We start from the raw sequence: 25981 nt of genomic DNA, 5'->3' as shown, positions 1-25981 counted from the left end.
GGTTAGGGATGGCGGAAAACTTTGATCCTGTTCTGGGTGGACAGCAACCAGCCGGATCCGATCCGGTCATGGGAGGCTTGGTGGGCATTGAGCAAGCCCTGGGCAGTCCGAATCCCAAGGTGAGAATCCAAGCAATCAAGGGTGCTCTGAGGTACGGATCCAGAGGGGCCGAGCTTGTTATCCAAGCCCTGCGAAATGATCCCAACTGGGAAGTGCAGTTTGCGGCTTGGGAGACGCTGCTGGAATCGAAGGATCCGCAGCAGGTGCAGGTGGCAAAGTCCCATCGACTTCCCCTCCGACAGGTTGGAGATGTCCGAGCAAGGTATGAAGCGGGAGAGCGGGATTTCCGCTGGGCCGACCTGAGCTGGGCCGACCTGATTGAGGCCAACCTGAGCTGGGCCAACCTGAGCCAGGCCAACCTGAGCGAGGCCGACCTGATTGAGGCCAACCTGAGCCAGGCCAACCTGATCTGGGCCAACCTGATTGGGGCCAACCTGAGCCAGGCCAACCTGAGCGGGGCCAACCTGATTGGGGCCGACCTGAGCGGGGCCAACCTGAGCCAGGCCAACCTGAGCGGGGCCAACCTGAGCCAGGCCAACCTGATCTGGGCCAACCTGATTGGGGCCGACCTGAGCAGGGCCGACCTGAGCGGGGCCAACCTGAGCAGGGCCAACCTGAACTGGGCCGACCTGAGCGGGGCCAACCTGAGCGGGGCCAACCTGAGCTGGGCCGACCTGAGCGAGGCCGACCTGAGCCAGGCCAACCTGAGCGAGGCTGACCTGAGCGGGGCCAACCTGAGCCAGGCCAACCTGAGCCAGGCCAACCTGAGCGGGGCCAACCTGAGCGGGGCCAACCTGAGCGGGGCCGACCTGAGCAGGGCCGACCTGAGCTGGGCCGACCTGGGCGGGGCCAACCTGAGCGAGGCCGACCTGAGCGGGGCCAACCTGAGCGGGGCCAACCTGAGCGGGGCCAACCTGAGCGGGGCCAACCTGAGCGGGGCCAACCTGAGCGAGGCTGACCTGAGCGGGGCCAACCTGAGCGGGGCCAACCTGAGCGGGGCCAACCTGAGCGGGGCCGACCTGAGGGGAGCAAAGCTGGGTGGCACGAACCTAAAGGGGGCAAACCTATGGGGCGCAAAACTAAGTCCCGGCTGGGATCAATTCGCCGACTTGAAAGGGGCCATCCTCCCCGACGGAGCCATCCATCCCTAGCCTGATCCCTTGGCTACACTACCTACAGCCGCTCTCAGTGGATCCATGAGTCCCTCAGATCTCGCCTTTGCCAGCAATCACCAAGACATCCTCACACTGCTGGACTTAGTGGTTCGCGCCCGCTACCCTTTGATCTACCTGGTTACTCCCGAAGAAGCCCCGGCAGAGGAGCTCCTGCAAGTTCTAGCCGATTCCCTCAAGCCCAAGCGCAAACTCCTAATCTGGGATATCGTCTCCGGCTGGTCAGATAACGGCCAAAACAAAGGCCAATTGATGCCTGCTCTGGGCCGCATCGGCGCCATCAAAGAGGACGAGGCGGTTATTTGTGTTCTCAAAGACCTAAACCCCACCCTGAGAAATCCGGAACGCTCGGACAATTACCCCGTCATCCGCTACCTGAAAACCCTGGCCAGAGAGAGCCGCCACAGCCGCAAGTCCATCATCCTCTTGGGCCAAGAAGCCGTTGTCCCTGCCGAGCTGCGCGAGGAAATTGTGGTCTATGATTTTCCCCTGCCCAGCATCGCCGAAATTGAGCGGATCATTACCCGCGCGATCCCTGCCCGTCAACTGGAGCTAAGCGGCCCGGCGCGGGAACAACTGGTTCGAGCCTGCCAAGGACTGACCCGGCAGCGCATTGAGCGGATCCTGGCCCGCGCCCTAGCCGCCAAGGGCAAGGTCAGCGAGGGCGATATTGACCTTGTTCTGGAAGAGAAAAAACAATACATCCGCCAGACGGAAATCCTGGAGTTTTACAACCCCTCCGAGACCTTGCAAAATGTCGGCGGCCTGGAAAACCTCAAAGCCTGGATTCGGCAGCGCCGCAACAGTTTTAGTGCCCAGGCCCGTGCCTATGGCTTGCCTAGTCCTAAGGGCATTTTGCTGGCCGGGATCCAGGGCACCGGCAAGTCTCTATGTGCCAAAACCATAGCCCGCGAGTGGCGCATGCCCTTGCTCAGGCTGGATGTGGGGCGACTCTTCGGCGGGATCGTCGGCGAAAGCGAAAGCCGCGTGCGCCAGATGATCCAAATTGCCGAAGCCATGGCCCCTTGTGTGTTGTGGATTGATGAGTTGGATAAAGCCTTTGGCGGCGTCAACAGCGAGTTTTCAGGGGATTCGGGCACCAGCAAGCGGGTCTTCGGCAACCTGATCACCTGGATGCAGGAAAAAACCAAACCCGTTTTTATTGTTGCCACCGCCAACAATGTCCGCATCTTGCCGGCCGAGCTGCTGCGCAAAGGCCGGTTTGACGAAATTTTCTTCGTCAATTTGCCCAACCAACGGGAGCGGGAAGAGATTTTTCGAGTCCATGTCCAACGGCTACGGTCCAACCGAGTACGAGACTTCTCCTATACTGAGCTGGCCATGGCTGCAGAAGATTTCAGCGGGGCGGAAATTGAACAGACCATTTACGATGCCATGCACATGGCCTTTAATCAGGATCCACCCCGCGAGTTCACCCAAGAAGATATCCTGACCGCCATTCGCCAAACGGTTCCTCTAGCTGCCATCGCTCGTGACCAAATTCAAAGCTTGAAAGAATGGGCTGCCGAGTCAGGAGCACGTACCGCTTCCCAAGATCAAAAGTTGATTCAGGAGCTACGGACCATCGTCCAGAAGAGAGGGTTAGGCTACATTGAAGTTGATAGTCCCCCATCCTTTTCCTCTCCACCTCCTGCCTAAGCTGTTTTGGTCGGCTCGTTCCGAGTTGTGGCAGCTCCGTGGAAGTAGGCTTGCAAGCATTTTTTCCTGCAAGACGCAGAAAAACTCCGGTTGCCGCTCCGCTTGAATTTGCTGCCTGTGGATTAGCCCCCGTTAAATCCGTCCGGGGAAGCCGCCGATTGATCTGAGCTGCTCAGGTGGCCCCTTGTTGGATTAACTTCCGGCAGCTCCCAGGCAGGGCACTGGGATCGGATCCCGCACGTTAGCGTGCAGGACCGATGGTTTTGCACTTTTCGTATCCTTGACTACAGATTTTTTGGTAGGATTGATCGTGTAGAGGTACTGGTATGTAGAGCAGCCTTATGAGTGCAATCGCTGAAATGAGGGGGACAAGTCTCCTGGCCCGCCATCGCCAAAACATAGCAGCCTCCCTGGCCCGTCGTTTGGAAGCAGCTAGGGCGGCCAACAACACCCGCTTGATGGAGCTGCTGAAACAAGAAGAGCGGCAGCTGGCAGCCGAGTACGGCGGCAGGGATCCCTTCTCTTCAGCGCTCTTCAGAGGACTGCGCCACCTTTGGCAGAGCCTGAAGGCAGTCTTGGCGGCCTGCGATGAACTGCGGGTGCGGCAGTGGGTAGATGGCAGCGGCATGGTCTGGTGGTCTGTCCAAGACCCAATCACGGGAGAGCGCCTGTGTACCCATTCCGAGGGGGAGCTCATGGAGTGGATCGAGAAGCACCAGCGAGAGGATTAGTCTTCGCGGCTAGGACTTGCCTGAGCACCAATAGCCAGTGTTTCCCCTGGCGCTTCGTGCGTGTCCCAGTCTTTCCAGCTTGGGGAGGAAGGGAACAAAAAGTTTCACGGCTAGGCCGGGGCAATGGCCACCTGAGAATCCAAATTGATAGGATTACGAAGACTCATCATCTGCTTTAGGGGCCCTGGGATGGTTTGGCAATTGTTGACTTGGCCGGCCCAAAGTTTGCTTTGGCTAGCAGAGCAGATCCAAGAACGCGCCGAAGCACAGCTGGATAGCAAAGAAAACCTGCAAAAAGAACTTACGGCCCTGCAAATTCAGCTAGATTTGGGAGAAATTGACGAAGAAACCTACGCCCGCCGAGAAGAGGAGATTTTATTGGCTCTGGAAGCCTTAACCCAAGCAGAAGGAGAAGCCGAAGCATAGAGTTCTGCCGGTGGGCCTGGAAGGGATCCCTCAGCATTGCAGGGGGGCAGAACATGGGAGAATGAGCTTCTGTACACCCCCGTCTTTCCTACCCTGGGCTGTTTTCAATGACTGAATCCCATGAAACCTTGGTGCTCCGCGACGAGCAAAACCAGCCTCTCAAGTGCGAGATCCTGCGTCAGGTGGTCATCGACGAGCAGACCTATGCTCTGGTGACTCCCGTTGATGCTGTGATCAAAGTGCTGGTTTGGGAAGGGGAAGAAGAACCCAGCCAAGCGGTGAACGGCGATGCCAACATGGAAGGGATCCTGGACGAGCCGGATCCCGAAGAGCTACAGGCTACCCTGCCCACCATCCAGGCTGTCTTGGGGGAGTTGAACCTCACCTTGCAGCAAAATGGCTTCGACATCCTCACGGTTCAGGGGGAATTGCCCCCAGTCGAAGAGGAAGATGTGTTCGAGCTGGGCGAGAGCGAGGAAGATGCCCAGGAGTTTCAACTGCTAGCTACCTTTTTCTACCAAGAGAAGAAATACGGCATCTTTACCCCCCTCGATCCCGTTTTGCTCTACGCCGCTCTGCCTGACGAAGGGGATCCCTACCTGCTCACCCCCGATGAGCCGCCAGAGCTTTTTGATCAGCTCTATGCCCTGCTGCTGGATCTCGATGAGGAATGGGAAGACGGAGATGACGAAGAAGATGAAGACGAAGATTAGGCGGTCAACCCCTTCTGTTCTGCCGAGTTGGATACTCCTGCCCAGCCAGTCGCCTCGGCGGTGCGGAGCACCATAGGGATAGAGGTGGTGAAACTACCCGGTAAAACTTGCCCAGAGTTTTTCACCAGCCACTCCAGACCCGTCTCAACATCTGTCGGGGGCGTCGGATCTGCGGGCCAAGGGTCAGAATAAGCCAGCCTCAGACCAGCCGCCTGAGCATTGCGTAGCGAAGGAGCATGACTCTAGTCAATAATAAGCTCAACTATACTGAAAATAATGTATAATATGTTCAGTACGGATTACTACCAGTTGACCTTTCTGTTTACTTTCGAGTCTGCCAACATGGTAGCCAAAGCAAAGCAGAAAATTGGTAGTAAGACGACACGGAAACTGCGCTTTGGGTATTCTACTCAAAGCTTTGCGGGATACCGCCATTCTGTTTGGAAACAAACAGAATGCTATCGCTGCATAGTTGAACAGTGATGTTCAGCAGTGTTCAGCGTAAATGTATCAGCAACAGGGATGCAGCCGGTTGATTTAACCACCCTGCGCGCTGTGCTCGCCGATCTAACCCAGGCTAAGACAGGTCGGGATCCATTGTTGCCTGCCCGCGTGGAATGGATCCAACAGACCGATCTGTGGACGGTGGTCATTGGCTTGCGCACCCTCACTGCCCGCCCCTGCTTGCTGTTGTGCTGGCATCCTCAGGCGGCCCGTCTCCACCTCTGTCAGCCTCCTCCCAAAGAGCCGGATGGCTTTCAATTTAGCCAGTTCCTCCAACGGCACCTGAAGGGTTTGGCTCTGACGGAGCTGGCTCTGCTGGAGGATTGGGAACGGGTGATTGACTTGCGCTTTGCCCCTCGGCCCGGGGATCCCCCTCATCGCCATCTCTACCTAGAGGTGATGGGCAAGTACAGCAACGCCATTTTGGTGGACGAGGCGGGCATGATCTTGGCCAGTGGTCATGGGGTGAGCGAGCGCCAATCGCGGATCCGTCCGGTACAACCGGGCCTGCCCTATGAAGCCCCCCCGGCCCTAACCGACCCGATCCCGCAGCGATCCGAGCCCTTTTCCTGGTGGCAAGAGCGCGTCGCCCTGATCCCTGGCCCCATCGGCCAACGGCTGTTGCGCTGTTATCGCGGCCTCAGTCGGCATTTGGTGGAAGCGATGTGCCATCAGGCTGGGATCCCGCCGCAAACCTCCACCGATCACCTCTCTGCCCGCGATTGGCAGGCACTGTTTGCCAGGTGGCAAGACTGGTTAACCCGTCTGGAAACAGGCCAGTTTGACCCAGCTCCCACTCCCCAGGGATACACCGTTCTCGGCTGGGCAAGCGGTGCCGTTCCCGTTAGCGGGACGGAGTCCCTGCAACAACCTTCTCGACTCAATCTGCACCAACTTCTGGAAGGCTACTACCAGGCTCAGCTTAACCGCGAACAGTTTGAGCGAGAGCGCCACCGTCTGCTGCAAAGGGTATCCACCCTGCTGAAAAAGCTCTATCAGCGGCGAGAGCAATTTGAGGCAATGCTGGCCGACTCCACCCAAGCGGAAGCCTCCAAGCAGGCTGCCGACTTGTTGATGGCGCACCTCCACCTTTGGCGGCCAGGGCTGCACCACATCGAGCTGCCGGATTTTGCCAGCGGCCAGACGGTCAAGATCCCTCTCGACCCCGAAAAAAATGCCATTCTCAATGCCCAAGCCTACTACCGCAAGCACCGCAAACAAAAACGGGCCCAGGATGCCCTCCGACCTTTACAAGAGGCGCTCGGCCAAGAGATCCTCTACCTCGAGCAGGTGGAAGCCTCTCTACAGCAGCTGGAAACCTATCGGGATCCCCAAGACTTAACCACCCTCAAGGAAATTGAGACCGAGCTGATTGAACAGCGCTACTTGGAGAGTCCCACTCGCAACAGCGGGACAGAGTCTCTGCGGGCGAGCTCAAAACATGCCTCACCGGCAACCTTCAACCCCCACCGCTTTACCAGCCCCAGTGGCTTCTCCATTTGGGTGGGGCGCAACAACCTGCAAAATGATCAGCTCACCTTTCGCGTGGCTCAGGAACACGATTGGTGGTTTCATGCCCAAGAGATCCCCGGCAGTCATGTGCTGCTGCGCTTGCCCCCCGGCGCTGTGGCAGAAAGCGAAGATCTGCAGGCGGCTGCTGATTTGGCGGCCCATTTCAGCCGCGGTCGCCTCAGCGAACAGGTGCCGGTAGTCTACACTCGCCCGAAACTGGTGTTCAAACCCAAGGGATCCCCGCCCGGCATGGTCGTTTACAAACAGGAGCAGGTGCTTTGGGGGCGGCCCAGCCATGCGCAGCTGCTCATTGCGTCAGCCCTTGGGCCACACTGACGCAACTGGTTACTTTGTTTCTGGCCAAGTGGGCAGGTTCGAGGCATTCAAGGGAGAACTTCGAGGGAGTAAGCGGCGCTGCGGCCATAGCGGCTGGGGTCGTACATTTCTTCTGCCAAAGCAGGAGCCACCTGGAATTGGCCGGGGATCTCCGGACGGAAGAGATAGACAAACTCATGGCGACCCTGCTTGAGCTCGGTGCTGAAAAAGGCCACGCGGTCATCCCGATTCTCTTGGCGGGTCCAAAACCAGTCCCACCAGTAGTCTGGGGCCAAGCCGGTGAACTCTCGCGGATCCTGGGAGGTGATCTCGGCGCCGCTGGGCAGGGGATCCTCGACCACCACGTAGTGGCTGTCCCGCTCGGCTTCCACCGTCAACCGGGCCAGGAGGATTTCTCCGGCCCTTACTGTGTCGCCAGGGCGCAGCGGCTGCTCTCGGTAGCGGATCTCCCCGTTGGGTTGGAGCTGGGGCTGTAGGCGGAAGTAGCTGCGGCTCACCGCAAAGCCTTGGGCTTGAGAGGGCAGAGGGTTGGGGACGAAGGCTTCTCCCCTCAAGCTGTAGTAAAGGGGGCCGGGGCCGGACTTTTCCAGGCGCAGGCTGCTCAGGTTCCCCACTTCTGCGTCAGCCCAATCCAGCCCATAGCGGGGATCCGCAGGGCCGGCCTGCCAGCGACCGAGAAGGGATCCGGTTGTCCCATCCAACACCCGCACCTCGCCGGGGCCGGGAAGCTGCTGCTGCTGGGCCTGGTAGTAGGCAGATAGGCCGAGGAGAGCATCGGCGGTGGCTTTGGTGGTGCGCCAGCGGTTGTTTTGCCGCTGCTGGAGAAGGGCCTCGGCAATCTGGGCAGCCCGGTCATCCTGCAAGCGAACGGCCAATTGCAAAAGCGGGCCGGCCACCTCCATGTCGTCGTAGGTGGAGCGCTCTTGGGTCGCACGAGTTGGAGCAGCCGGGATAAACCAGCGCCCTTGGGGATCCTGTTGCCGCCGCTCCAGAACCTCATCCAGGGCTGCCTGGGCAAGATCCCTCTGGCCCAGTTGCAGGGCAGCCAGGCCATGGTAGGCCAGGCCAAAGGTGGAGAGCCGCTCCGGCGGCGGCAGGTCGGCAGTCACCAAGGCGGGATCCCAGAGGGCCAGGCTGTAGGCGACAAAAGCCTGTAGATCCGGGGAGAGGGCTTGGGGCTGGGCCAGTTGAGCGGCCAGATAGTCCTGAGCAGCCAGATAGTCCAAGGCCTGCCGCACCCGCCACTCTTTGAGGGCATAGCCAGCAGCTTGGGCAAGGTGATACCCCTGCAGGATGTATCCGGTCAGATAGGGGTTGCTCCGGTCATAGGCCCACCAGCCCCAGCCCCCATCGAAGTTCTGGGATCCCTCCAGTCGCTGCAAGCCGGATCGAAGCACTCGAGGCAGCCGCTCCAGGGTTTGAGAGCGCAGGTTCAAGCCCAACTGCTCGCTGACTTGGGTGACGGCTAGGGCGGGCAAGAAGCGACTCAGGGTTTGCTCGGTGCAGCCGTAGGGGAACTTCACCAGGTAATCCAGCGGCCCCAGCAGGGTTGCTGCCGGGCTAGCGGCCAGTTCCAGGTGAAGCTGCCGGGATCCCGGCACCCAGGTGGCGGGCCAATCCAGCGGCAACTCCAGACTGCCAGACTCCCCTTCACGCAAGCCAGACGGGGTTCCCAGTTGGCCCACTTGGGAGAAGCGATGCGCCGCCCCAAAGGGCTGGCTGGGGATCCGCAGTTGCAACGCATCTTTCAGCCCATTCCCTTCCGCCCAGACCCGCAGAGAGGTATCTCCGGCCCCCAGAACCTGGAGAGGCCATTCCACCCGCCCTGCTCCTTGGGCCGGCACGGTGAGGCGTTGTCGTTCCGGGCCTTGCAATTTCAAGATCCCACCGGCAGGAACAGGAACTTCCAGCCGCACCTCCACCGCTTGGGCTTGACCCGTGCGGTTTTGCACAATGGCCGCCAAGGTGAGCTGATCCCCCACCCGGAAAAAGCGGGGAGCGGCCAAGCGCACCAACAGGTCTTTGCTAACCGAGACTGTGGCAAGAGCGGATCCCACCTGGGTGTCGGCAGTGGCGGCGCGGGCGGTCAAGCGCCAGGTGGTGAGGTTGTCGGGCCAGCGCACCTGCACCTGAGCCAGGCCATCGGCATCGGTGACCAGATCCGGAAACCAGGCGGCGGTATCGCGAAAGTCTTCCCGCACTTGGCCGGCCAGCTTGTCGGCACCGCCGGGATATTGCTGAGGGAAAGAGGTAGTGGTGGTAACTTGGTTGTACTGGCGCCCATAGAAGAAGCGGCGAATATCCGGGGTGAAGTCGGGTCGCAATAGGTAGAGGGCATTGTCTACAATCCCTAGGCCCACCTCGGCGCTCACCGGCTGCCCTTGGGCATCGCGGGTGCGGATTTGGATTTGGGCGGTCTCGCCCGGTCGATAGTTGGGCTTATCGGTCTGCAGCTCCACCTGCAAAAAGCGATCCAAGGGGGAGACCCGCAGCAGAGCCTCGCTTCGGTACAGCCGCCGCTCTGGGCCGATGGCAGTGGCAGTGACGTAGAGATTGGGACGATAGTCGCCGCGGATGGGCAGCCGCAGCGTGGCCGTATGCCCCTGGAGACGCAGCACCTGCACCTGGTGCAGCCGGGATCCCTCAATGCCCACCAGCACCGCCACATCCGGCAGCGGCGAGACTATCAGGATCTGGGCCTCTTCCCCCACCTGGTAGATCTGCCGATCCGCCACCACTTCCAGGCTGGGCAGGGATCCCCAACTTTGTAGGGGGCTGCCCGGCTCCACCACCCAGAGATAGTCCACCTCCTGCACCCGTTCGCGCCAGCGGTGCGGAGCACTTTGACGGCGGGGATCCCATGCCGTCAACCGCACCCGGTAGTCTCCCGGCTCCAGGTCGGCGGGCAGGTGGAGGTCGAGGCTGCCTTCCCCGTTGACAATCTGAAAAGGCTGCCGCAGCAGGGTACCTTGCCGTTGGTAGGTGTTGCTCTTGGGATCCCAGCGCCAGCGCTCCAGGCTCAGCTCTCCGGTGGCGCTGACGGGGCGGCCATCGTAATCGCGGGCTTGCAGCCGGTAGGTGAGGGTATTCCCCGGAGCCGGCAGATGGCGGTTCACTTCCGCAAACAGAGCAAATTCGCCAGCCGTGACCCAGGCCCGCGCCGATCCTGTTACCGTCCGGCGGCTGATATCGGTCACCTCCACCTCGATGCGCAGTTGCTGCACCTCTTGGGGGCCCCAGTAGCTGTCTTCTTCCCAGTCCAGATCGGCCAACAGGCGGGGTAGGTGAAAGACGGCACGCCCCTGGGCATCCGTCACCCCTTCTCCTTCCGCCACCAACTGGCCGTAGCCGCCGTAGTAGCCCTGCTCCTCTCCCAGGTCGTCGGCGAAATAGTCTTCCTCGGCAGAACGGGGCAACAGCCCATAGCGCAGGCTCCAGTCGGGGCTGCTGTAAACTCGGTAGCGGAGCTGGGCAGCGGCCACCGGCGCGCCGAAAAGATACTCGGCCTCCACCTGCACCTTCAGGGATCCCCCCCGCACCAGCCAAGGTCGGTCGGGCACCACCGCCACCTCAAACTCCGGCTTGCGGTAGGCTTCCACCTGAAAAGAGGTGTATTCGCGGCTGGATCCCTGCGGCCCTGACACCTGCCACTCCAGGCCGTAGCTGCCCAGGGACGCTTCTTCTGGCAGTTGAAACTCCCCATGGACACTGCCAAAAGCATTGGTGGCCAGGGTTTGTTCGCTCAACACATCCCCGTTGGGGGCCGTAAGGGTCAGTTGCACTGCTTGTCCTGGGGGGGGCGGCGTGAGGCGGGTTTGCTCTCGCACCAGGGCGCGGAAATAGACGGTTTGGCCAGGGCGGTAGAGGGGACGATCGGTGTAGGCGTAGATCCGGTGGGGCTGGTTCCAGCCATAGGCATAGCTGCGGGACAAAGCCTGCAGGGTGTTGTCGGCACTGCGGCCATAGACCACCAGGGAAGAACCCTCTCTCGCCGGCAGGCCAAAGCGGGCCAGCCCCTCTGCATCGGTGGTGGCCGTCAGGGGATCCCCCCACTCCCCGAAAACTTGGATCTGGATCCCCGACAGGGGGCGCAGCTCCCGCAGGTGCACCGCCTGCACCACCAACTGGCTGGCATCCTGCTTCTGGATGAGGCCGAGATCGCTCACCAAAAACCAATGGTCGAAACGGGGCAAAGGTGCAGCCGTTTGCGCCAGCGGCTCCCGGCCCTCCGCCTCCACCCAATAGGCCCCCGGCGGCAGGATCCCCAGCTCCACAGTTTGGGCTGCCCACCCCTCTCCTGGCCGTCGCGGTACCGGCTGCTGCCAACTGCGCACAAGCTCCCGCCGCAGGGTGGGATACAGAGCCGGATCCAGGGAGCCATAGCCAGCATCCGCCAAATCCCGCAAGAGAGGGGATCCCTGCAGATCCGCCAGGGAAAAGCGATAGAGGCTGAGCTGCACCGAGCCCAGGCTGGTGGCCCGCCACTGCAGCCGCGCCGGTTCTGCGGTCGTAAACACCTGGCTGGTGCTGTAGAGATAGAGACCGGGGGGGACAAGCTGAGGGCGCAAGGTGGGGATCCGAACCGTTGCCCCCTCCCGCACCAGAACGGATCTCTGGCTGCCCACCTTTTCCAGGCCGGATCCCTGCACCGTCACCTGGTATTCCCCAACAGGCAATCGATCCAAGCGATATTCGCCATCTGAGGCCAAGCTGGCGCTGCGCGTGACCGGGCCGGCGGCGATCACCCGGACGCTCTCCAGAGCTACCCCTGCCGGTAGCTCCACCCGTCCCGCCAGGGATCCCGTCGGCTGTTCGGAAAGCAAAACTGCCAGCCCCACCCCCAACAACAGCACCAGGGCCGCTAACCATCGCCTCAGCATGGGATCCCTTTCCTTTGTTGCTCCTACCCTGTGCCCTGGCCGCCCTGGGGGTTCAAGGGTCAGCCCAATCCACTACTTCACCAGCTCGAAGACGTTGAACATGGGCAGGTACATGGCCACGATAATGCAGCCCACCATACCGCCCAGGATCACGATCATCAACGGCTCCAGCAGGCTGGTGAGGGCGCGTACCGCCTCCTCCACCTCCAGCTCGTAGAAATCCGCCGTCTTCATCAGCATCGCGTCCAGCTCGCCTGTCTCTTCCCCCACGCTGATCATCTGAATGGCCATGACTGGGAAGACCTTAGCCTTGTCGAGAGCAGGGGCAATCTGCCCTCCCTCTGAGATGGATTGGCGGGCGGCGTCAATGGCGTTGGCCACCACCTGGTTGCCGGAAGTGTCGCGCACGATCTCCAGAGAAGTCAGCACCGGCACCCCAGAGCGGGTCAAGGCCCCAAACGTGCGGCAAAAACGGGCCACCGCCGACTTCTGAATCAGATCTCCAAAAATGGGGAGCTTGAGGGCCAGAGCGTCGATGGTTTCTTTGCCGGCGGGGGTGCGGTAAAAGCGCCGGAAAGCAAAATAGACGGCCCCTAGAAAGCCCACCAGCCCCAAGCTGTACTGGGGCGTGCGCAGGAACTTGCTGATGTTGATGAAAAACTGGGTAAAGGCGGGCAGCTCCCCACCCAAGTCGTTGTAGATGCTCTCAAACGTGGGCAAGATGAACAGCACCATGCCCAAGAAAATCAAGACAGCCAAGATCGTCACCACCACCGGGTAGGTCATGGCTGACTTGATCTGCTTCTGCAGGCGATCCATGTCCTCCAGCAGCTTGGCCAGGCGGTTGAGCACTTCGTCCAGCACGCCGCCCACCTCCCCCGCCTGCACCATGCTGCAGTAGAGGCCGTCGAAGGCGTCGGGATAAGGGCGGATGGAGTCGGAGAGGTTTTTCCCCGCCTCCACCTCCGCTCGGATAGCCCGCAGGTACTTTTTGAGTTTGGGGTTGCCGGTTTGCTCCTCCATGATGGTGAGAGAGCGCACCATCGACACGCCGGCGTTGATCAAGGCAGCAAATTGCCGGGAGAACACTGCCTTGTCGCGAATGTCGATGGATCCCAGCATTGAGAAATCGAAAGACGTATCCAAGGAGAAAAAGGGCTTTTCTTCCTGAATGTCCTCCTGTTTGGCGAAAATCCCATCTCGGCGCAGCCGTGCGCGGGCCTCGGTCAAGTTGTTGGCCACCACCGTCAGGCGTACCGGCTGACCGGCCTTTAACCCCCGAACCTTGTAGCGCGGCATGGCTGTACCCCCGGCTAGATCGCTCTAAATAACGAAATGGCTTTAAATGTTTCGCAGGTGCAAAAGAGAAGTCAGCCCAAACCTTGGGCCGATCAACGATCTCTCAGCTAGAGCTTAGCCACAAATTGAGGCAGCGGCTAGAGATCGGCAATGAACCCTCACCCCGGGATCCCAGCACTGCCTGGTGGCAACGAGGTTTAGCGACGGGCGGCAACTGCTGGTGGCCGCTGTTGCTGGGCAGCCGCGGCTGGCGAGGGCCCGGTAACGTTGCCCAAAAGCCGTTGCAACTCCTCGGGGCGAGAGGTCTTAGACATGGCCGTATCGAAGTCGATCTTGCCCTGTAGGTAAAGGTTAGCCAGATCTTGCTCCAGCGTTTTCATGCCCTGCTTGCCCCCCGTCTGGATAGCCGAGTAGATCTGGGCAGTTTTGCCCTCCCGAATCAGGTTGGCAATGGCCGGCGTCACCACCATGATTTCCTGCACCAGCACCCGTCCAGGCTCTCCTGGCTTGGGATTGAGGCGGCGGGCCAGAGTTTGGGAGAAGACGGCCTTGAGGGAGTTGGAGAGCTGCACGCGAATCTGCTGCTGCTGCTCGGGCGGAAACACATCCACCAAGCGATCCACCGTCTGGGCGGCAGAACTGGTGTGTACCGTGGCAAAGCAGAGGTGGCCCGTCTCGGCGGCGGTAATGGCCAACTGGATGGTCTCCAGATCCCGCATCTCCCCGATCAGGATCACATCCGGATCCTCCCGCATCGCTGCCCGCAGGGCATTGGCAAAACTCTTGGTGTCTTCCCCCAGTTGCCGCTGGTGGATGATGCTGCGAATGGGGGTGTAGATATACTCAATGGGATCCTCGATGGTGAGGATGTGCTCGGCCCGTTCGCGGTTGATCATGTCGATCATGGAAGCCAGCGTAGTCGATTTGCCAGATCCCGTTGGGCCGGTTACCAGCACCAAGCCCCGCGGCAGGCGAGCTGCTTCCTTACACACATCCGGCAGGCCCAGCTTGTCGATGTTGGGGATCTCAGAAGCCAGGGCCCGCATGGCGCAAGCATAGGTGCCGCGATCGCGGTAGACGTTCACGCGGAAGCGCCCGATCCCCCGCACCCCATAGGAGCAGTCCAATTCCCAGTTTTGCTCCAGCTGCTTGCGCTGGTTGTTGTTCAGCATGCTGAAGATCAACCGCTGCACCTCCTCTGCCGAGAGAGGCTCATGCTCTGTCGGCTCAAGGTGACCATTGATGCGGAAGTAGGGGGGCAAACCCGCCGAGATATGAATGTCGGAACCGCCCTTTTGGACGATTGCTTCCATGAGGTCTTCGATCATCAGTTGGGGCATAGGGTTGGGTTCTCCAAAGGCGAGTAGAACTGTCTATCAAAAGAGCCGCCGGCCAAAGCCATGTGAGAAAGGCAACTGTATAGGACTGTTATAGTCGGCACCCCAACATCGTCAAGTGCCAAGCCGACTTCCTAAAACTTCGGGGTCAGGCAATAGGGGCAGTCCATCCAGTCCACATGCAAGGCCGCGCCACAGTTGCGGCAGGTGCTGAGAGCCTTGGCACGGGCCTTCAGCTCGCTTTCCAGACCCTTGTCGGTGAGGGTCACCCGATCCACCTCCTCCAGCGTGGTGAGGCCCTGCTTCACCAGCATCAAACTGTAGGCCAGCAGGGTTTTCATGCCACTTTCCACCGCCGCTTCTTTGATCACCTCCGTGGGGGCCTCTTTGTTGATCAAGTCCGCAAGGCGGTCGTTCATGCGCATGAACTCGTACACCCCTACCCGACCTTTGTAGCCCACGCCCCCACACTTCTCGCAGATGGGCTTGCCGGTGGCCTTGCGCTGCTCCACTTCTTTGGGGGAGAGCTTGTTGGCTTTGTAGAAGGTGAGCTGCTCGCCGTCGCCACTGAGGGTAAGGCCATAGCGAGCCAGCTCCTCCGGCGTGGGGTGGTAGGGGATCCGACATTCGGTACACACCCGGCGCATCAAGCGCTGGGCCAACACCCCCAGCAACGAGCTGGAGATCATAAATGGCTCGATCCCCATCTCCGTCAGACGGGCAATGGCGCCAGGGGCATCGTTGGTGTGCAGCGTGGTCAACACCAAGTGGCCCGTGAGGGAGGCTTCGATGGCGGTTTTGGCCGTCTCGTGGTCGCGGGTTTCCCCCACCAGGATCACATCCGGGTCTTGCCGCAAGAAGGCCCGCAGGATCATGGCAAAGTCCATGCCCTTTTCTCGGATCACCTGCACTTGGGTGATCCCCGGCAGCGAGTATTCAATGGGATCCTCGGCAGTGCTGATGTTGATGCCCGGATCGTTCACCTCCGCCAGAGCCGAGTAGAGGGTGGTGGTTTTCCCGGATCCCGTTGGCCCGGTCACCAAGATTAGGCCAAAGGGTCGCTTGACAATCTCCTTGAAGCTTTCCAAGGTCTCTGGGTCGGTGATCAGCTTGTCCAGCCCCAGTTGGGTGGCGGAGTTGTCCAGAACCCGCAGCACGATCTTTTCCCCATAGCGGGAGGGCAGGGTGCTGACCCGAAAGTCCACCTTGCGCCCCTTGAAGACCCGCCGGATCCGCCCATCCTGGGGCATGCGCCGCTCGGCAATATTCAGGTTGGAGATGATTTTAAAGCGGGCAGTGAGGGCGGGGACGATCTTCTTGGGAAAGTTTTCAAAAGCCTGCCGCAACACCCCATCTTTGCGGAAGCGGATGCGCAGGTATTCTTCTTGTGGCTCGATGTGGATGTCGGACGCCCCATCCTGCAGGGCCTTGACCAGGATCTGGTTGGACAGTTTAATAATCGGGGCATCATCTGCCGATTTGACCTGCTGCTCCAGGGATCCCTCGCCGGCCTCATCGGCAGTCACATCCTCGATGCTGTCCAGATCGATTTCGGCGGTATTGACCACCACCTCTTCTTCCTGTTGGGCAGTAGCCGCGTCGTTGATCCCCTTGATGGCCAGCAGCTCCGCCTGCGCATCCATGTAGCGGTTGATCAGGGTCTCGAAATCCCGCTGGGTGAAGACCCGCCGCTGCAGCTTCAGCCCCTGGATGCGGAAGCGCCGTTGAATGTCGTCCAGTGCCTGCAGGTTGTCTGGCTTGACCATCGCCACCGTCACCTGATTGTCTCGACGGCGAATGGGCAAGAACTTGTAGCGGTTGCAGATGTCGAGGGGCAAGATCGAGTCGATCAGCCCAATCATCTCGGAGATCTCCACCGGCTCCAGGTCGACATCCAGGGAGGGGATCCCGTAGATGATTTTCAGTTCAAAGAGCTGCTGCCGTTTGTAAGCCCGCTCCAGGTCAGGGGTGATCTCTTTGCCCACGATATCCTTGACCACCAGAGCCAGGGCCTTGCTGTTGCCCTCTCGATCCGCTTTGAGGGCGTTTTGGATGTCCTGGATCTGCTTATCGTCGGCAAAGCCCAGCTCCTTTAACTTGCGGCCAAAGGGGGTAATGCTGACGTTGGCGATGGCCAGAGCTTTGCTGGCAGCACCGGCACGGCGCGAGGTAAAAGGAGGGGGAGGAAGATCGTTCATGCTAGCGGGTCACCCACAATGCCTCTATTTCACTGCACTCGGCTGCTAAGGGTCAACGGTAAAGATACATAAGTCTGGACTGCCCAGAGGCCGCCAACCCTGGGCTTACTATGCCCCAACTCGGCTCAAATCTCGCATTCACATCCATCTCGTCCCCTAAGCCTCGCAGACCAACGCTTGCGACCGCTGGGTTAGGTAAAGGTTTTCGCTGTAATCGACAGGGCAGTCGATGAGGGTGGGCACCGGCTGCTCGAGGGCCTGCTTCAGGATGGGGATCAGCTCGGCAGCCTTTTCGACACGGTAGCCCTTGAGGCCCATGCTCTCCGCCAGCTTGGCGAAGTCTGGATTGCCGAACTTGACGAAAGCAGCCTCGTTGTATTGATTGTGTTGCTTCCACTCGATCAGCCCATAGCCGCCATCGTTGAAGATGAGAGTTACAAAGGGAGTGCCCACCCTGAGGGCAGTTTCCAGCTCTTGGCAGTTCATCATGAACCCTCCATCTCCGGTTACGGCCACGATGCGCCGGTCGGGATGCACCAATTTGGCGGCCAAGGCCCCCGGAATGGCGATGCCCATGGCGGCAAAGCCGTTGGAGATGAGACAGGTGTTGGGTTTGTCACAGTGGTAGAGGCGGGCCATCCACATCTTGTGGGCGCCGACATCGGAGATGACGATGTCTTCCGGTTGCAGGACTTGGCGCAGGTCGTAGATCAGCTTTTGGGGCTTGATCGGGTAGCTCTGATCCTGGGCATAGCAGGTGTACTCGCGGACGATGTTCTGCCGCAGGCTGAGGCCATAGGGATCCGGCTTGCCCGTGCGATCGCAGCGGCGCAGGATCTCCATCAGGGAGTCGGAAATGTCTCCCACCACCTCTACTTGCGGGATGTAGCTGCTGTCGATTTCTGCGGGCAGGGCAGCGATGTGAACGATGGGGATGGTGCCGTCGGGGTTCCATTTCTTGGGAGAGTACTCGATGAGGTCGTAGCCGACGGCGATCAGCAGATCGGTGCGGTCGAAACCACAACTGATCAGATCCCGCTGCTGTAGGCCAACGGCCCACAAGGACAAGGGGTGGGTGTAGGGGATCACTCCTTTGCCCATGAAGGTGTTGACCACGGGGATGTTCAAGCGGGTGGCAAATTCCGTGAGGGCGCTGCTGGCTTGGGCGCGAATGGCCCCATTGCCGGCCAAAATCAAGGGGTTGCGGGCGCGGGAGATCAGGGACGCCGCTTCGTTCAGGCTTTGATAGGAGGCGTAGGTTTTGTCCAGGCGATCTCTCCTCAAGGGAGTGCCGCTGGCTTCCATGGCGGCGATGTTTTCCGGCAAGTCGATGTGGACGGCCCCGGGCTTCTCGGTTTGGGCCAATTTGAAAGCCTTGCGCACGATCTCCGGGGTGATGCTGGGGCGCACGATCTGGGCATTCCACTTGGTGACGGGGGCAAACATGGCCACCAAATCCAGGTATTGATGGGATTCGATGTGCATGCGGTCGGTGCCCACTTGGCCGGTGATGGCCACTAGGGGTGCTCCATCCAGGTTGGCATCGGCAACTCCGGTCATCAGGTTGGTGGCGCCCGGCCCCAAGGTGGAGAGACACACCCCCGCTCTGCCCGTCAGCCGGCCATAGACATCGGCCATGAAGGCGGCCCCCTGTTCGTGGCGGGTGGTGATAAAGCGAATTGAGGAGCGGCGCAGGGCTTGCAGGACTTCCAGGTTTTCTTCGCCAGGAACGCCGAAGATGTACTGCACCCCCTCATTTTCCAGGCAGCGAACCAGCAGTTCGGCGGTATTCATGGTGGCAAGGGTATGGAGAACGGTGGATCTGGATCCCACCATAGACGGCGGACGGGGCAAGGGATAACTTGTTTTCTGGGCTTGGGGACGGGGGCAGGCTGGGCTGGGAACCAAGCTAAGCTCAAAGGGGCGGCCCAGGCCCAATTGCCCCTCCAAGCTTCCTCTTCTGGAGATGCCCATGCGGCTCTACGTCGAACCTTTCACCGTTCACAAGCGCTACGCCTTGACCATCAGCCGAGGTACCCACAGCGATACAACCCTGGCTTGGGTGCGAATTGAGGAGGAGGGAGTTGAAGGGTGGGGAGAGGCTTGCCCTTTTTCGGTGAGCGACGATTGCCAGCAGTCTCTGGACGACATCCTGATGGGCTTGGACGTGGCCAAAGGGATCCTGCGCCGCCATTCCCCCTGGGAGCGACAGCCAATCGAGGCAGAACTGCTGCGGGCCGGGATCCCTTCGGCAGCGCGGGCAGCGGTGGATATGGCCCTGCACGATTGGATGGGCAAACGGCTGGGGAGGCCCCTGTGGCAGTTGTGGGGGCTGGATCGCTCCCGCATTCCGCCCACGACGATGACGATCGGCATCTCCACCCCGCAGGCGGCCCGCCAGCGCGCCTTGGCCTGGATGGAACAGACCCAAGCGCGGGCCTTTAAGATCAAGCTGGGCAGCGGCTCAGGACTGATGGCGGATCAGAACATGCTGATTGCTGTACAAGAGGTGATCCCGCTGGGATCCCTGATTACAGTGGATGCCAACGGCGCTTGGACGGTGGAGCAAACCCTGAGCATGAGCAACTGGCTGGCGGGGCAAGGGGTGAGCTACCTGGAGCAGCCTTTGGAGAGGGGGCAGGAAGCGAAGCTGATCACCCTCTGGCACGAGTCGAAGCTGCCCATTTTTGTGGATGAGAGCTGTATGGACAGCCGCGATATCCCCCCTCTGGTGGATCGCGTCCACGGGATCAACATTAAGCTGATGAAATGCGGAGGCCTCAGCGAAGCCTGGCGCATGATCCACACCGCCAAAGCCCACGGCCTACAGGTGATGTTGGGCTGCTACAGCAACACAGCCCTGGGGAATACAGCGGCAGCCCACTTGGCTCCCCTGGTGGATTACCTGGACTTGGATAGCCACCTCAACCTCACCGACGATCCCTTCGCCGGGGCCATCCTGCAGGACGGCTGCCTGCTCCCCACCGACCGACCGGGCTTGGGGGTAGAGCTGCGGGAGGAATAATGGGAAGGCCGGAATCCCTGTCCAGCGAAAGTCGCGTGGCCATCCTGCTCCACGGGGGATTGCTGGGGGAGCATGGGAAAACGGGGCTGGGGCTGCTGCGCTACGGCTCCTTCCCGGTGGTGGCGGTGATCGACCGGGAGCAGGCGGGGGGATCCCTGGCCCATCTGACCGGAATTGCCAAAGACATTCCCATCGTGGCCTCGGTGGAGGAGGCGCTGGCCCACCGGCCTGAAGTTCTGGTGATTGGGATTGCCCCTTCAGGGGGGCAGTTGCCGCCAGCCTGGCGGGAGGAGTTGGGCCTGGCCCTGCGAGCTGGCCTATCTCTGGTGAATGGGCTGCACACGCCTTTGGCCGAGGATCCCCAGTTTCGGCAGTGGTTGCAGCCGGGGGCCTGGATCTGGGATATTCGCCGCGAGCCCCCCAACCTGTCGGTGGGGAAAGCCCTGGCCCGCACCTTGCCCTGTAAACGGGTGTTGACGGTGGGCACCGACATGAGCGTGGGCAAAATGTCCACCAGCCTAGAGCTGCACCGGGCCAGCCTGAGACGGGGCCTGCGCTCCCGCTTTTTGGCCACCGGGCAAACTGGGATCCTGATCGGCGGCGAGGGGATCCCTTTGGATGCGGTGCGAGTGGACTATGCCAGTGGGGCGGTGGAGCAACTGATCTTACGCTATGGCTCTGACCACGACATTCTGCACCTGGAAGGTCAGGGATCCCTGCTCAACCCCGCCTCTACGGCCACCTTGCCTCTGTTGCGTGGATCCCAGCCCACCCACCTTATCCTGGTACACCGCGCCGGCCAGACCCACATCAAGGGGATAGACTACGTGCCCATCCCGCCCTTACCCAAGGTGATTGAGCTGTATGAACAGGTGGCGGCAGCTGCCGGGGCTTTTGCCCCCGCGCCCGTGGTGGGGGTTGCCCTCAATACCTTCGGCTGGGAGGAAGAAGCAGCCCTAGAGCAGATCCGCCGGGTGGAAGCCGAGACCGGACGGCCCTGTACGGATGTGGTGCGTTTTGGGGCGGATCCCTTGTTGGAGGCAATTCTGGCGGCAGGATAACTCAGTTTGCAGACAGCGGATCCACTCCCATTGTCCATCTGGGAAAAACTCATCATCTTCAACAGGTGAGCGATTCAGATGGTTCCCGGTGCCGTTGTCTTCTCTGAGATGCGATCTCTTCAGCCAGGTATTCTCGATCCAAGTCGCTCCCATTAGCCGGGGGCCAGGAACTGGGCTTGCTCCGTGTTCAGAGAAGAGCATGACTCTAGTCAATAATAAGCTCAACTATACTGAAAATAATGTATAATATGTTCAGTACGGATTACTACCAGTTGATCTTTCTGTTTACTTTCGAGTCTGCCAACATGGTAGCCAAAGCAAAGCAGAAAATTGGTAGTAAGACGACACGGAAACTGCGCTTTGGGTATTCTACTCAAAGCTTTGCGGGATACCGCCATTCTGTTTGGAAACAAACAGAATGCTATCGCTGCATAGTTGAACAGTGATGTTCAGCAGTGTTCAGCGTAAATGTATCAGGCCTTCAATCTTCGGAAAGTAAGCCGATGGGTACACCTGCACAGCCAAGATGGGATCCTAGATTCACAGTCTTCCCCAGAACTCCAGATGACAACTCCCCCCGAAAAGCCTGATCCCAAAATGAAATCGGGATCCCTGCCCTCTGCCCTGCGATCCGGGCTGAACATTGCCCTGTTCCTATTCTTGGTGGTGCTGGTTTCCTACTTGGGTCTTAACTTCGTGCTGGCCTTGGTGGACAAGCTCAGGTGACCACTCCGTAAACCGATCCCCCGGCGTCACCCCGTTGCTGCCGGCCCAGATTTGCCGATAGCCCTTTGTCGCCAAGGGCAGGAAAGATACACTGGATTTACAGGACTTAACACCTTCTCTCAGTTGCCCCCTTGCCACCATGAGCCCCCTCTTTTGGTTGAGGCTGCCCTCTTTCTCCTGGCCTTCGCCGGGATCCCTTAAGCTTTATTCCAGATCCTACTCTGGATCTCAACCAGGGCCGACCCTAGCCCGCCGGGATCCTTCCTGGAAGCGTTGGCTGCGCTATCTTTATCTGCGCCTGTTGCGGCTGCAATCGTCGCCAAAAGAAATTGCCCGTGGCTTGGCGGTAGGGGTTTTTGCCGGCTGTTTCCCCATCTTCGGCTTTCAAACGTTGGCCGCTCTGGTGTTGGCTGTTCCGTTTCGGGGCAACAAGCTGGCGGCGGTGGCAGGGACCTGGGTGAGTAACCCCTTCACCTATGTGCCCATCTATGCATTCAACTACCAGGTGGGAGAATGGCTACTGGGATCCCGAACTGTCCTTCCCACCACAGAGCTGGTGGCGGCCACCTGGCAAAACTGGATGCAGTGGGGCTTGGAGATGTCGGGCACGCTGTTTGTCGGCTGTGCGTTTGTCGGTTTTTGGGGATCCCTCGTCAGCTATTTTCTGGGGCTGTGGTTGGTGCAGCGGATTCGTCGGCGGCAGAAAATGGCCGGCAGGGGTCTGTGAATGGGCGCAAGGCGATTCAGAATCCCAACTGAGAACCCAATCCTGGACAGTCTGCAGGTGCAGAGATCCATCCGTTTTCACAGAGCTTTTCACAGATAAGGTCTCATGATGGAAGACATGCGAGCGTTGTTGACAGACCTCAGCCGTCGCTCCCAGCGATGGGGGGAGCAGTTGGGATCCGCTTTGCAGACGCTCACGCAAGCCCCTCAGCCCATTGTGTTGCTCTCTTCGCGGGAACTGGAGAAAATGCGGCGGGCTTGTCGCCTGGCGGCAGATCTGCTCAAGCACTTGGAGCCGATGGTGCAGCCAGGGGTCACCACCCAAGAGCTCAACGACGAGGCCGAGCGATGGACGCGGGCGCATGGGGCCAGAAGCGCCCCTTTGGGCTACCATGGCTTTCCCAAGTCCATCTGCACCAGCGTCAACCACGTGGTCTGCCACGGCATTCCCAGCCCCAAGCAGATCCTGCGAGAAGGCGACATCATCAACATCGATGTCACCCCGGTTTTGGATGGCTACCACGGCGATACGTCCAAAACCTTCTTTGTCGGACAGCCTTCTGAGCGGGCGCGGCGCTTGGTGGAGGTGACCGAAGAATGTCTGCGGCGGGGCATTGCTGCCGTCAAGCCGGGGGGGAGAGTCGGCGACATTGGCGCTGCCATCCAAGAATATGCCGAGGCCCAGGGCTACAGCGTGGTGCGCGATTTTGTCGGGCATGGGGTGGGACGGCAATTCCACACTGCTCCCCAGATCCCCCACTACGGCGAACGGGGAAAAGGGGAGAAACTCCGCCCCGGCATGGTGTTCACCATCGAGCCGATGATCAACGAGGGCACCTGGGAGGTGAAGGTGCTCTCCGACGGGTGGACGGCGGTCACTTTGGATGGCAAGCTCTCGGCCCAATTTGAACATACGGTCGCCGTTACCGAAACCGGTGTAGAGATCTTGACCCTGCCTTCCCAAAGCCCCTGAGCCGATCATGAACAGCGCCCCCGCTCTCCGCCTGCGCCTCTCCTCCGAGAACCTGCTGCTGCTGCTGGCGGCGGCAGTGGGGTTGGCCACGGGGCTGTTGGTGGTTGGATTTCGCTACTTGATTGGCTGGTGGCGCTATCTGCTGCAGGACACCCTCGTGGATGGCCTCGGCAGGGCTGCAGAACACTATGGCCTGTGGCTGCTGGGATCCTGGCCGCTGGCTTTGGCGCCGGTGTTGGGGGGCCTGCTGATCGGCGCTTTGGGGGCAGTTGTGCCCTTTCCCAACTTGAGCCTCTCCAGCTTGGTGAGTCCTGCTCGTCCTTTGGCACTTCAGCCCTGGTGGATCCCGCTCAAGCTCTTGGCGGCTGCCATCTCGTTGGGCGCGGGAGCTTCCCTTGGCCCTGAGGCCCCCAGTGTGGAAAGTGGCGCTTTGCTGGGATCCCTGCTGGGGCAAAACCTACGCCTCTCGCGGGAGCGGGTGCAACTGTTGATGGCTGCCGGAGCAGCGGCTGGCCTGGCGGCAGGGTTTAACGCGCCCATTGCCGGGGTGTTTTTGGCGCTGGAGCTGGCTTTGGCCCGCACCTTCACCACTTCTGCTGTCAGTGTGGTGGTGTTGGCGGCGGTGGTCTCCGCCTTGATCGCCCAGGTGGGGTTGGGGGCACAACCCGCTTTTCTTTTGCCCACCATCACCCAGCCGGCTTTTGTCTTGCCGGACTACGAGATCCACAGCTTGCTGGAGGTACCTCTGTATCTCGGCTTGGGCTTTTTGGCCAGCCTGGTTTCTATGGCCTTCAGCTACACCCTGGAGTGGGGCAAGCACCTGTTCAACAGTGGCCCCCTGGCGGCTTGGCCGGCTTGGAGCAAGCCCATTTTGGGGGGCGGGATCCTGGGCTGCGCGGGCTTGGGGATCCCATTGGCGTTGGGGGTGGGCTATGAAACCATTGAGTCGATTCTGCAGGCCGTTCCCTTTTCTCTTGGCCATCTGGGCCTGCTCCTATTGGGCAAGCTGTTGCTGAGCGCTTTGAGCCTGGGCAGCGGCTTTGTGGGGGGAACCTTTGCCCCGGCTTTGTTCATGGGGGCAGTGCTGGGGGCAGGCTACGGTCAGGTGCTATCTCAAGCTTTGCCCTTGATTGCCTTGTCTCCCCCTGCTGCCTACGCCATGGTGGGCATGGCGGCGGTGTTGGCGGCCAGCGTGCGGGCTCCGCTAACGGCCATCTTGCTGCTGTTTGAGATGACGCGGGACTATCACATTGCGCTGCCGGTGATGGCGGCAGTGGGTTTGAGCATCTGGCTGACGGAGCAGTTGCATTCGCCGGCCATCTACCCTTCCGCCCGTCGCTATCGCCACGCAACGCTTGACGGAGTCCTTGGGCAGGAGCCTAGAGAGCTGACGGTGCAAGAGGTGATGGTGCCCCCATCTCTTTTGCTTCGGCAAGACACACCGCTGCGAGAAGCTCTGGAGAGTTTGCTGCAGCAAAAGTGCCATAGCGCGTTGGTGGTGGACGGACAGGAGCGGCTGCGGGGCATTCTCACCCTGGAAGATCTGGAGCGGGCCTTGGCCCATAAGGAGGCGGCGGAGTTGGCGGAGCTAACCGTACAGGAGGTCAGCCAATCTCCGGTTCTCACCACCTTCCCCGATGAGGCGGTAGCGGTGGCAGCCGAGCCGATGTACGAATACGATTTGCGCCAATTGCCAGTGGTCTCGCGGGAAGACCCGGAGCAGATCGTCGGCCTGTTGGATCGAGAGCGGGTGCTGCTCTCCCAAGAGATTCAATCGGTGCGGCAAGCCCTGGAGTTGGAAGTTCCCCCAGCAGAGAGAGACGCCGGCAGGAACGGACAAGAGGGGATCCCAGATGCTTCTACTGCGCCCGCAGAATAGAGCCCTGCTGTCGGGATCAACGCTGCCGCCCAGAGGGGCAGGTGGGACGCAGCGGGCAGCGGCCACATTCGGGCATACGGGCCTTGCAAATGCGCTTGCCCAGCCGGACAAAGTTGACGTGCAGGGAATAGGCTTTGCCTCTGGGGATCTGAGGGGAAAGCTGAGCAAAAGTGTCGTCGGGATGTTTGGCCCGCACCAAGCCCAGACGGTTGGCCACTCGATGCACGTGGGTATCCACCGGGCAGAGATCCCGACCCAGGCCGAACAACAACACACAGGTGGCGGTCTTCAGCCCCACCCCTTTTAACGAGAGCAGAAAGTCGAGGGCGCCGGCGTCGTCTAGCTCTCTTAGAAAGTCCAGACTCAGGGATCCCTGTCGTTCTTGAATGGCGGCCAGGATCTCCTGAATGCGGGCTGCCTTGAGGTGGGCTAAGCCGCCGGAGCGGATCACCTGGGCCAGATCTGCCGGGTCGGCGGCCAAGACCGCTTCCCAAGAGGGAAAGGTGGCTTTGAGGGCGCGGAAGGCACGGCTGCTGTTGGTGTCAGTGGTGTTCTGGGAAAGGATCGTGCCCACCAACTCGTCCAGGAGATCCGGGCGGGGGGAAAGGCCATCGGGAGCCCGCTGGGGGATCCCGAAGCACTGCTCTAGCCGCATCAACAGCGATTCCATCCTGTCAGCGGGCGGGAGTTCCGCCAGCAGGGTTGGGGACTCCGCCGCTTTGGCGGGCACAGGCGGGCGTTGGGAAAGGCTGTCCAATCTTGGC

General features: G+C 60.4%; 18 protein-coding genes. 12 read left to right on the top strand and 6 right to left on the bottom strand.

From position 1 onward, the window contains the following. The first annotated feature begins 8 nt into the window (after positions 1-8). The 6 genes from ACVWXZ_RS03890 to ACVWXZ_RS03865 all read left to right on the top strand — a co-directional run bounded on the left by ACVWXZ_RS03890 (position 9) and on the right by ACVWXZ_RS03865 (position 7113). Positions 9-1211, top strand: a complete 1203-nt coding sequence (locus ACVWXZ_RS03890) for a pentapeptide repeat-containing protein (RefSeq protein ID WP_457482180.1) — start codon at positions 9-11, stop codon at positions 1209-1211. A 45-nt stretch (positions 1212-1256) separates the two neighbouring features. Then, positions 1257-2891: an AAA family ATPase gene (locus tag ACVWXZ_RS03885; RefSeq protein WP_457406365.1), complete on the top strand. Its 1635-nt coding sequence runs from the start codon at positions 1257-1259 to the stop codon at positions 2889-2891. A 341-nt stretch (positions 2892-3232) separates the two neighbouring features. Continuing rightward, a complete protein-coding gene (locus tag ACVWXZ_RS03880) occupies positions 3233-3622 on the top strand; it encodes a hypothetical protein (protein ID WP_414342319.1) in 390 nt (129 codons plus the stop codon). Between the two features lie 189 nt (positions 3623-3811). Further along, entirely contained in the window at positions 3812-4048 is a 237-nt protein-coding gene (locus ACVWXZ_RS03875; RefSeq protein WP_011433717.1) for a gas vesicle protein GvpG, read from the top strand. 107 nt (positions 4049-4155) lie between these two features. Continuing rightward, positions 4156-4761 (top strand): DUF3727 domain-containing protein, encoded by a 606-nt coding sequence (locus ACVWXZ_RS03870; RefSeq protein ID WP_011433718.1) that lies wholly within the window; start codon positions 4156-4158, stop codon positions 4759-4761. Positions 4762-5283: 522 nt separating this feature from the next. Further along, the gene (locus tag ACVWXZ_RS03865) at positions 5284-7113 is read left to right on the top strand and encodes an Rqc2 family fibronectin-binding protein (RefSeq protein WP_457403366.1); all 1830 of its coding nucleotides are present in this window, start codon (positions 5284-5286) and stop codon (positions 7111-7113) included. A gap of 47 nt (positions 7114-7160) precedes the next feature. On the opposite strand, the gene ACVWXZ_RS03860 is transcribed toward ACVWXZ_RS03865, so the two are convergent. The 5 genes from ACVWXZ_RS03860 to ACVWXZ_RS03840 all read right to left on the bottom strand — a co-directional run bounded on the left by ACVWXZ_RS03860 (position 7161) and on the right by ACVWXZ_RS03840 (position 18621). Next, positions 7161-11993, bottom strand: a complete 4833-nt coding sequence (locus tag ACVWXZ_RS03860) for an alpha-2-macroglobulin family protein (protein WP_457482179.1) — start codon at positions 11991-11993, stop codon at positions 7161-7163. Positions 11994-12065: 72 nt separating this feature from the next. Continuing rightward, on the bottom strand, positions 12066-13292 hold the full coding sequence (locus tag ACVWXZ_RS03855; protein ID WP_457403363.1) for a type II secretion system F family protein: 1227 nt from the start codon (positions 13290-13292) through the stop codon (positions 12066-12068). A 197-nt stretch (positions 13293-13489) separates the two neighbouring features. Continuing rightward, positions 13490-14632, bottom strand: a complete 1143-nt coding sequence (locus ACVWXZ_RS03850) for a type IV pilus twitching motility protein PilT (RefSeq protein ID WP_414383847.1) — start codon at positions 14630-14632, stop codon at positions 13490-13492. A gap of 131 nt (positions 14633-14763) precedes the next feature. Further along, positions 14764-16827 (bottom strand): GspE/PulE family protein, encoded by a 2064-nt coding sequence (locus ACVWXZ_RS03845; protein WP_457482178.1) that lies wholly within the window; start codon positions 16825-16827, stop codon positions 14764-14766. A gap of 156 nt (positions 16828-16983) precedes the next feature. Next, complete coding sequence (locus tag ACVWXZ_RS03840; RefSeq protein ID WP_457482192.1) at positions 16984-18621, bottom strand: acetolactate synthase large subunit; 1638 nt, start codon at positions 18619-18621, stop codon at positions 16984-16986. A 178-nt stretch (positions 18622-18799) separates the two neighbouring features. Here ACVWXZ_RS03840 and ACVWXZ_RS03835 point away from each other — a divergent pair, with 178 nt between their 5' ends. The 6 genes from ACVWXZ_RS03835 to ACVWXZ_RS03810 all read left to right on the top strand — a co-directional run bounded on the left by ACVWXZ_RS03835 (position 18800) and on the right by ACVWXZ_RS03810 (position 25217). Beyond that, positions 18800-19852: a dipeptide epimerase gene (locus ACVWXZ_RS03835; protein WP_457403361.1), complete on the top strand. Its 1053-nt coding sequence runs from the start codon at positions 18800-18802 to the stop codon at positions 19850-19852. Beyond that, positions 19852-20913: a DUF1611 domain-containing protein gene (locus tag ACVWXZ_RS03830; RefSeq protein WP_457403360.1), complete on the top strand. Its 1062-nt coding sequence runs from the start codon at positions 19852-19854 to the stop codon at positions 20911-20913. Before ACVWXZ_RS03835 ends, ACVWXZ_RS03830 begins: the two co-directional genes overlap by 1 nt. Before the next feature lie 564 nt (positions 20914-21477). Next, on the top strand, positions 21478-21639 hold the full coding sequence (locus ACVWXZ_RS03825) for a hypothetical protein (RefSeq protein ID WP_414352050.1): 162 nt from the start codon (positions 21478-21480) through the stop codon (positions 21637-21639). A 139-nt stretch (positions 21640-21778) separates the two neighbouring features. Beyond that, complete coding sequence (locus ACVWXZ_RS03820) at positions 21779-22366, top strand: DUF2062 domain-containing protein (protein WP_457403359.1); 588 nt, start codon at positions 21779-21781, stop codon at positions 22364-22366. A 183-nt stretch (positions 22367-22549) separates the two neighbouring features. Beyond that, positions 22550-23338 carry a type I methionyl aminopeptidase gene (map, locus tag ACVWXZ_RS03815; RefSeq protein ID WP_457403373.1) on the top strand — a complete coding sequence of 263 codons (789 nt, stop codon included), beginning with the start codon at positions 22550-22552 and terminating at the stop codon, positions 23336-23338. Positions 23339-23345: 7 nt separating this feature from the next. Next, positions 23346-25217 carry a chloride channel protein gene (locus tag ACVWXZ_RS03810; protein WP_414406936.1) on the top strand — a complete coding sequence of 624 codons (1872 nt, stop codon included), beginning with the start codon at positions 23346-23348 and terminating at the stop codon, positions 25215-25217. Positions 25218-25233: 16 nt separating this feature from the next. On the opposite strand, the gene ACVWXZ_RS03805 is transcribed toward ACVWXZ_RS03810, so the two are convergent. Further along, positions 25234-25872, bottom strand: coding sequence for an endonuclease III domain-containing protein (locus tag ACVWXZ_RS03805; protein ID WP_457443528.1), 639 nt, complete (start codon positions 25870-25872; stop codon positions 25234-25236). Positions 25873-25981 lie beyond the last annotated feature (109 nt).

It is taken from the genome of Thermostichus sp. MS-CIW-38, from assembly GCF_054058415.1.
Note: the sequence above shows the minus strand (reverse complement) of the source record. Positions and strands in the feature narration are given on the sequence as shown.

What these genes read in the sequence shown, in the direction of transcription:
- ACVWXZ_RS03890 (WP_457482180.1), top strand. Translation starts at nt 9, where the DNA reads ATGGCGGAAAACTTTGATCCTGTTCTGGGTGGACAGCAACCAGCCGGA.
- ACVWXZ_RS03885 (WP_457406365.1), top strand. Translation starts at nt 1,257, where the DNA reads ATGAGTCCCTCAGATCTCGCCTTTGCCAGCAATCACCAAGACATCCTC.
- ACVWXZ_RS03880 (WP_414342319.1), top strand. Translation starts at nt 3,233, where the DNA reads ATGAGTGCAATCGCTGAAATGAGGGGGACAAGTCTCCTGGCCCGCCAT.
- ACVWXZ_RS03875 (WP_011433717.1), top strand. Translation starts at nt 3,812, where the DNA reads ATGGTTTGGCAATTGTTGACTTGGCCGGCCCAAAGTTTGCTTTGGCTA.
- ACVWXZ_RS03870 (WP_011433718.1), top strand. Translation starts at nt 4,156, where the DNA reads ATGACTGAATCCCATGAAACCTTGGTGCTCCGCGACGAGCAAAACCAG.
- ACVWXZ_RS03865 (WP_457403366.1), top strand. Translation starts at nt 5,284, where the DNA reads ATGCAGCCGGTTGATTTAACCACCCTGCGCGCTGTGCTCGCCGATCTA.
- ACVWXZ_RS03860 (WP_457482179.1), bottom strand. Translation starts at nt 11,993, where the DNA reads ATGCTGAGGCGATGGTTAGCGGCCCTGGTGCTGTTGTTGGGGGTGGGG.
- ACVWXZ_RS03855 (WP_457403363.1), bottom strand. Translation starts at nt 13,292, where the DNA reads ATGCCGCGCTACAAGGTTCGGGGGTTAAAGGCCGGTCAGCCGGTACGC.
- ACVWXZ_RS03850 (WP_414383847.1), bottom strand. Translation starts at nt 14,632, where the DNA reads ATGCCCCAACTGATGATCGAAGACCTCATGGAAGCAATCGTCCAAAAG.
- ACVWXZ_RS03845 (WP_457482178.1), bottom strand. Translation starts at nt 16,827, where the DNA reads ATGAACGATCTTCCTCCCCCTCCTTTTACCTCGCGCCGTGCCGGTGCT.
- ACVWXZ_RS03840 (WP_457482192.1), bottom strand. Translation starts at nt 18,621, where the DNA reads ATGAATACCGCCGAACTGCTGGTTCGCTGCCTGGAAAATGAGGGGGTG.
- ACVWXZ_RS03835 (WP_457403361.1), top strand. Translation starts at nt 18,800, where the DNA reads ATGCGGCTCTACGTCGAACCTTTCACCGTTCACAAGCGCTACGCCTTG.
- ACVWXZ_RS03830 (WP_457403360.1), top strand. Translation starts at nt 19,852, where the DNA reads ATGGGAAGGCCGGAATCCCTGTCCAGCGAAAGTCGCGTGGCCATCCTG.
- ACVWXZ_RS03825 (WP_414352050.1), top strand. Translation starts at nt 21,478, where the DNA reads ATGACAACTCCCCCCGAAAAGCCTGATCCCAAAATGAAATCGGGATCC.
- ACVWXZ_RS03820 (WP_457403359.1), top strand. Translation starts at nt 21,779, where the DNA reads ATGAGCCCCCTCTTTTGGTTGAGGCTGCCCTCTTTCTCCTGGCCTTCG.
- ACVWXZ_RS03810 (WP_414406936.1), top strand. Translation starts at nt 23,346, where the DNA reads ATGAACAGCGCCCCCGCTCTCCGCCTGCGCCTCTCCTCCGAGAACCTG.
- ACVWXZ_RS03805 (WP_457443528.1), bottom strand. Translation starts at nt 25,872, where the DNA reads ATGCGGCTAGAGCAGTGCTTCGGGATCCCCCAGCGGGCTCCCGATGGC.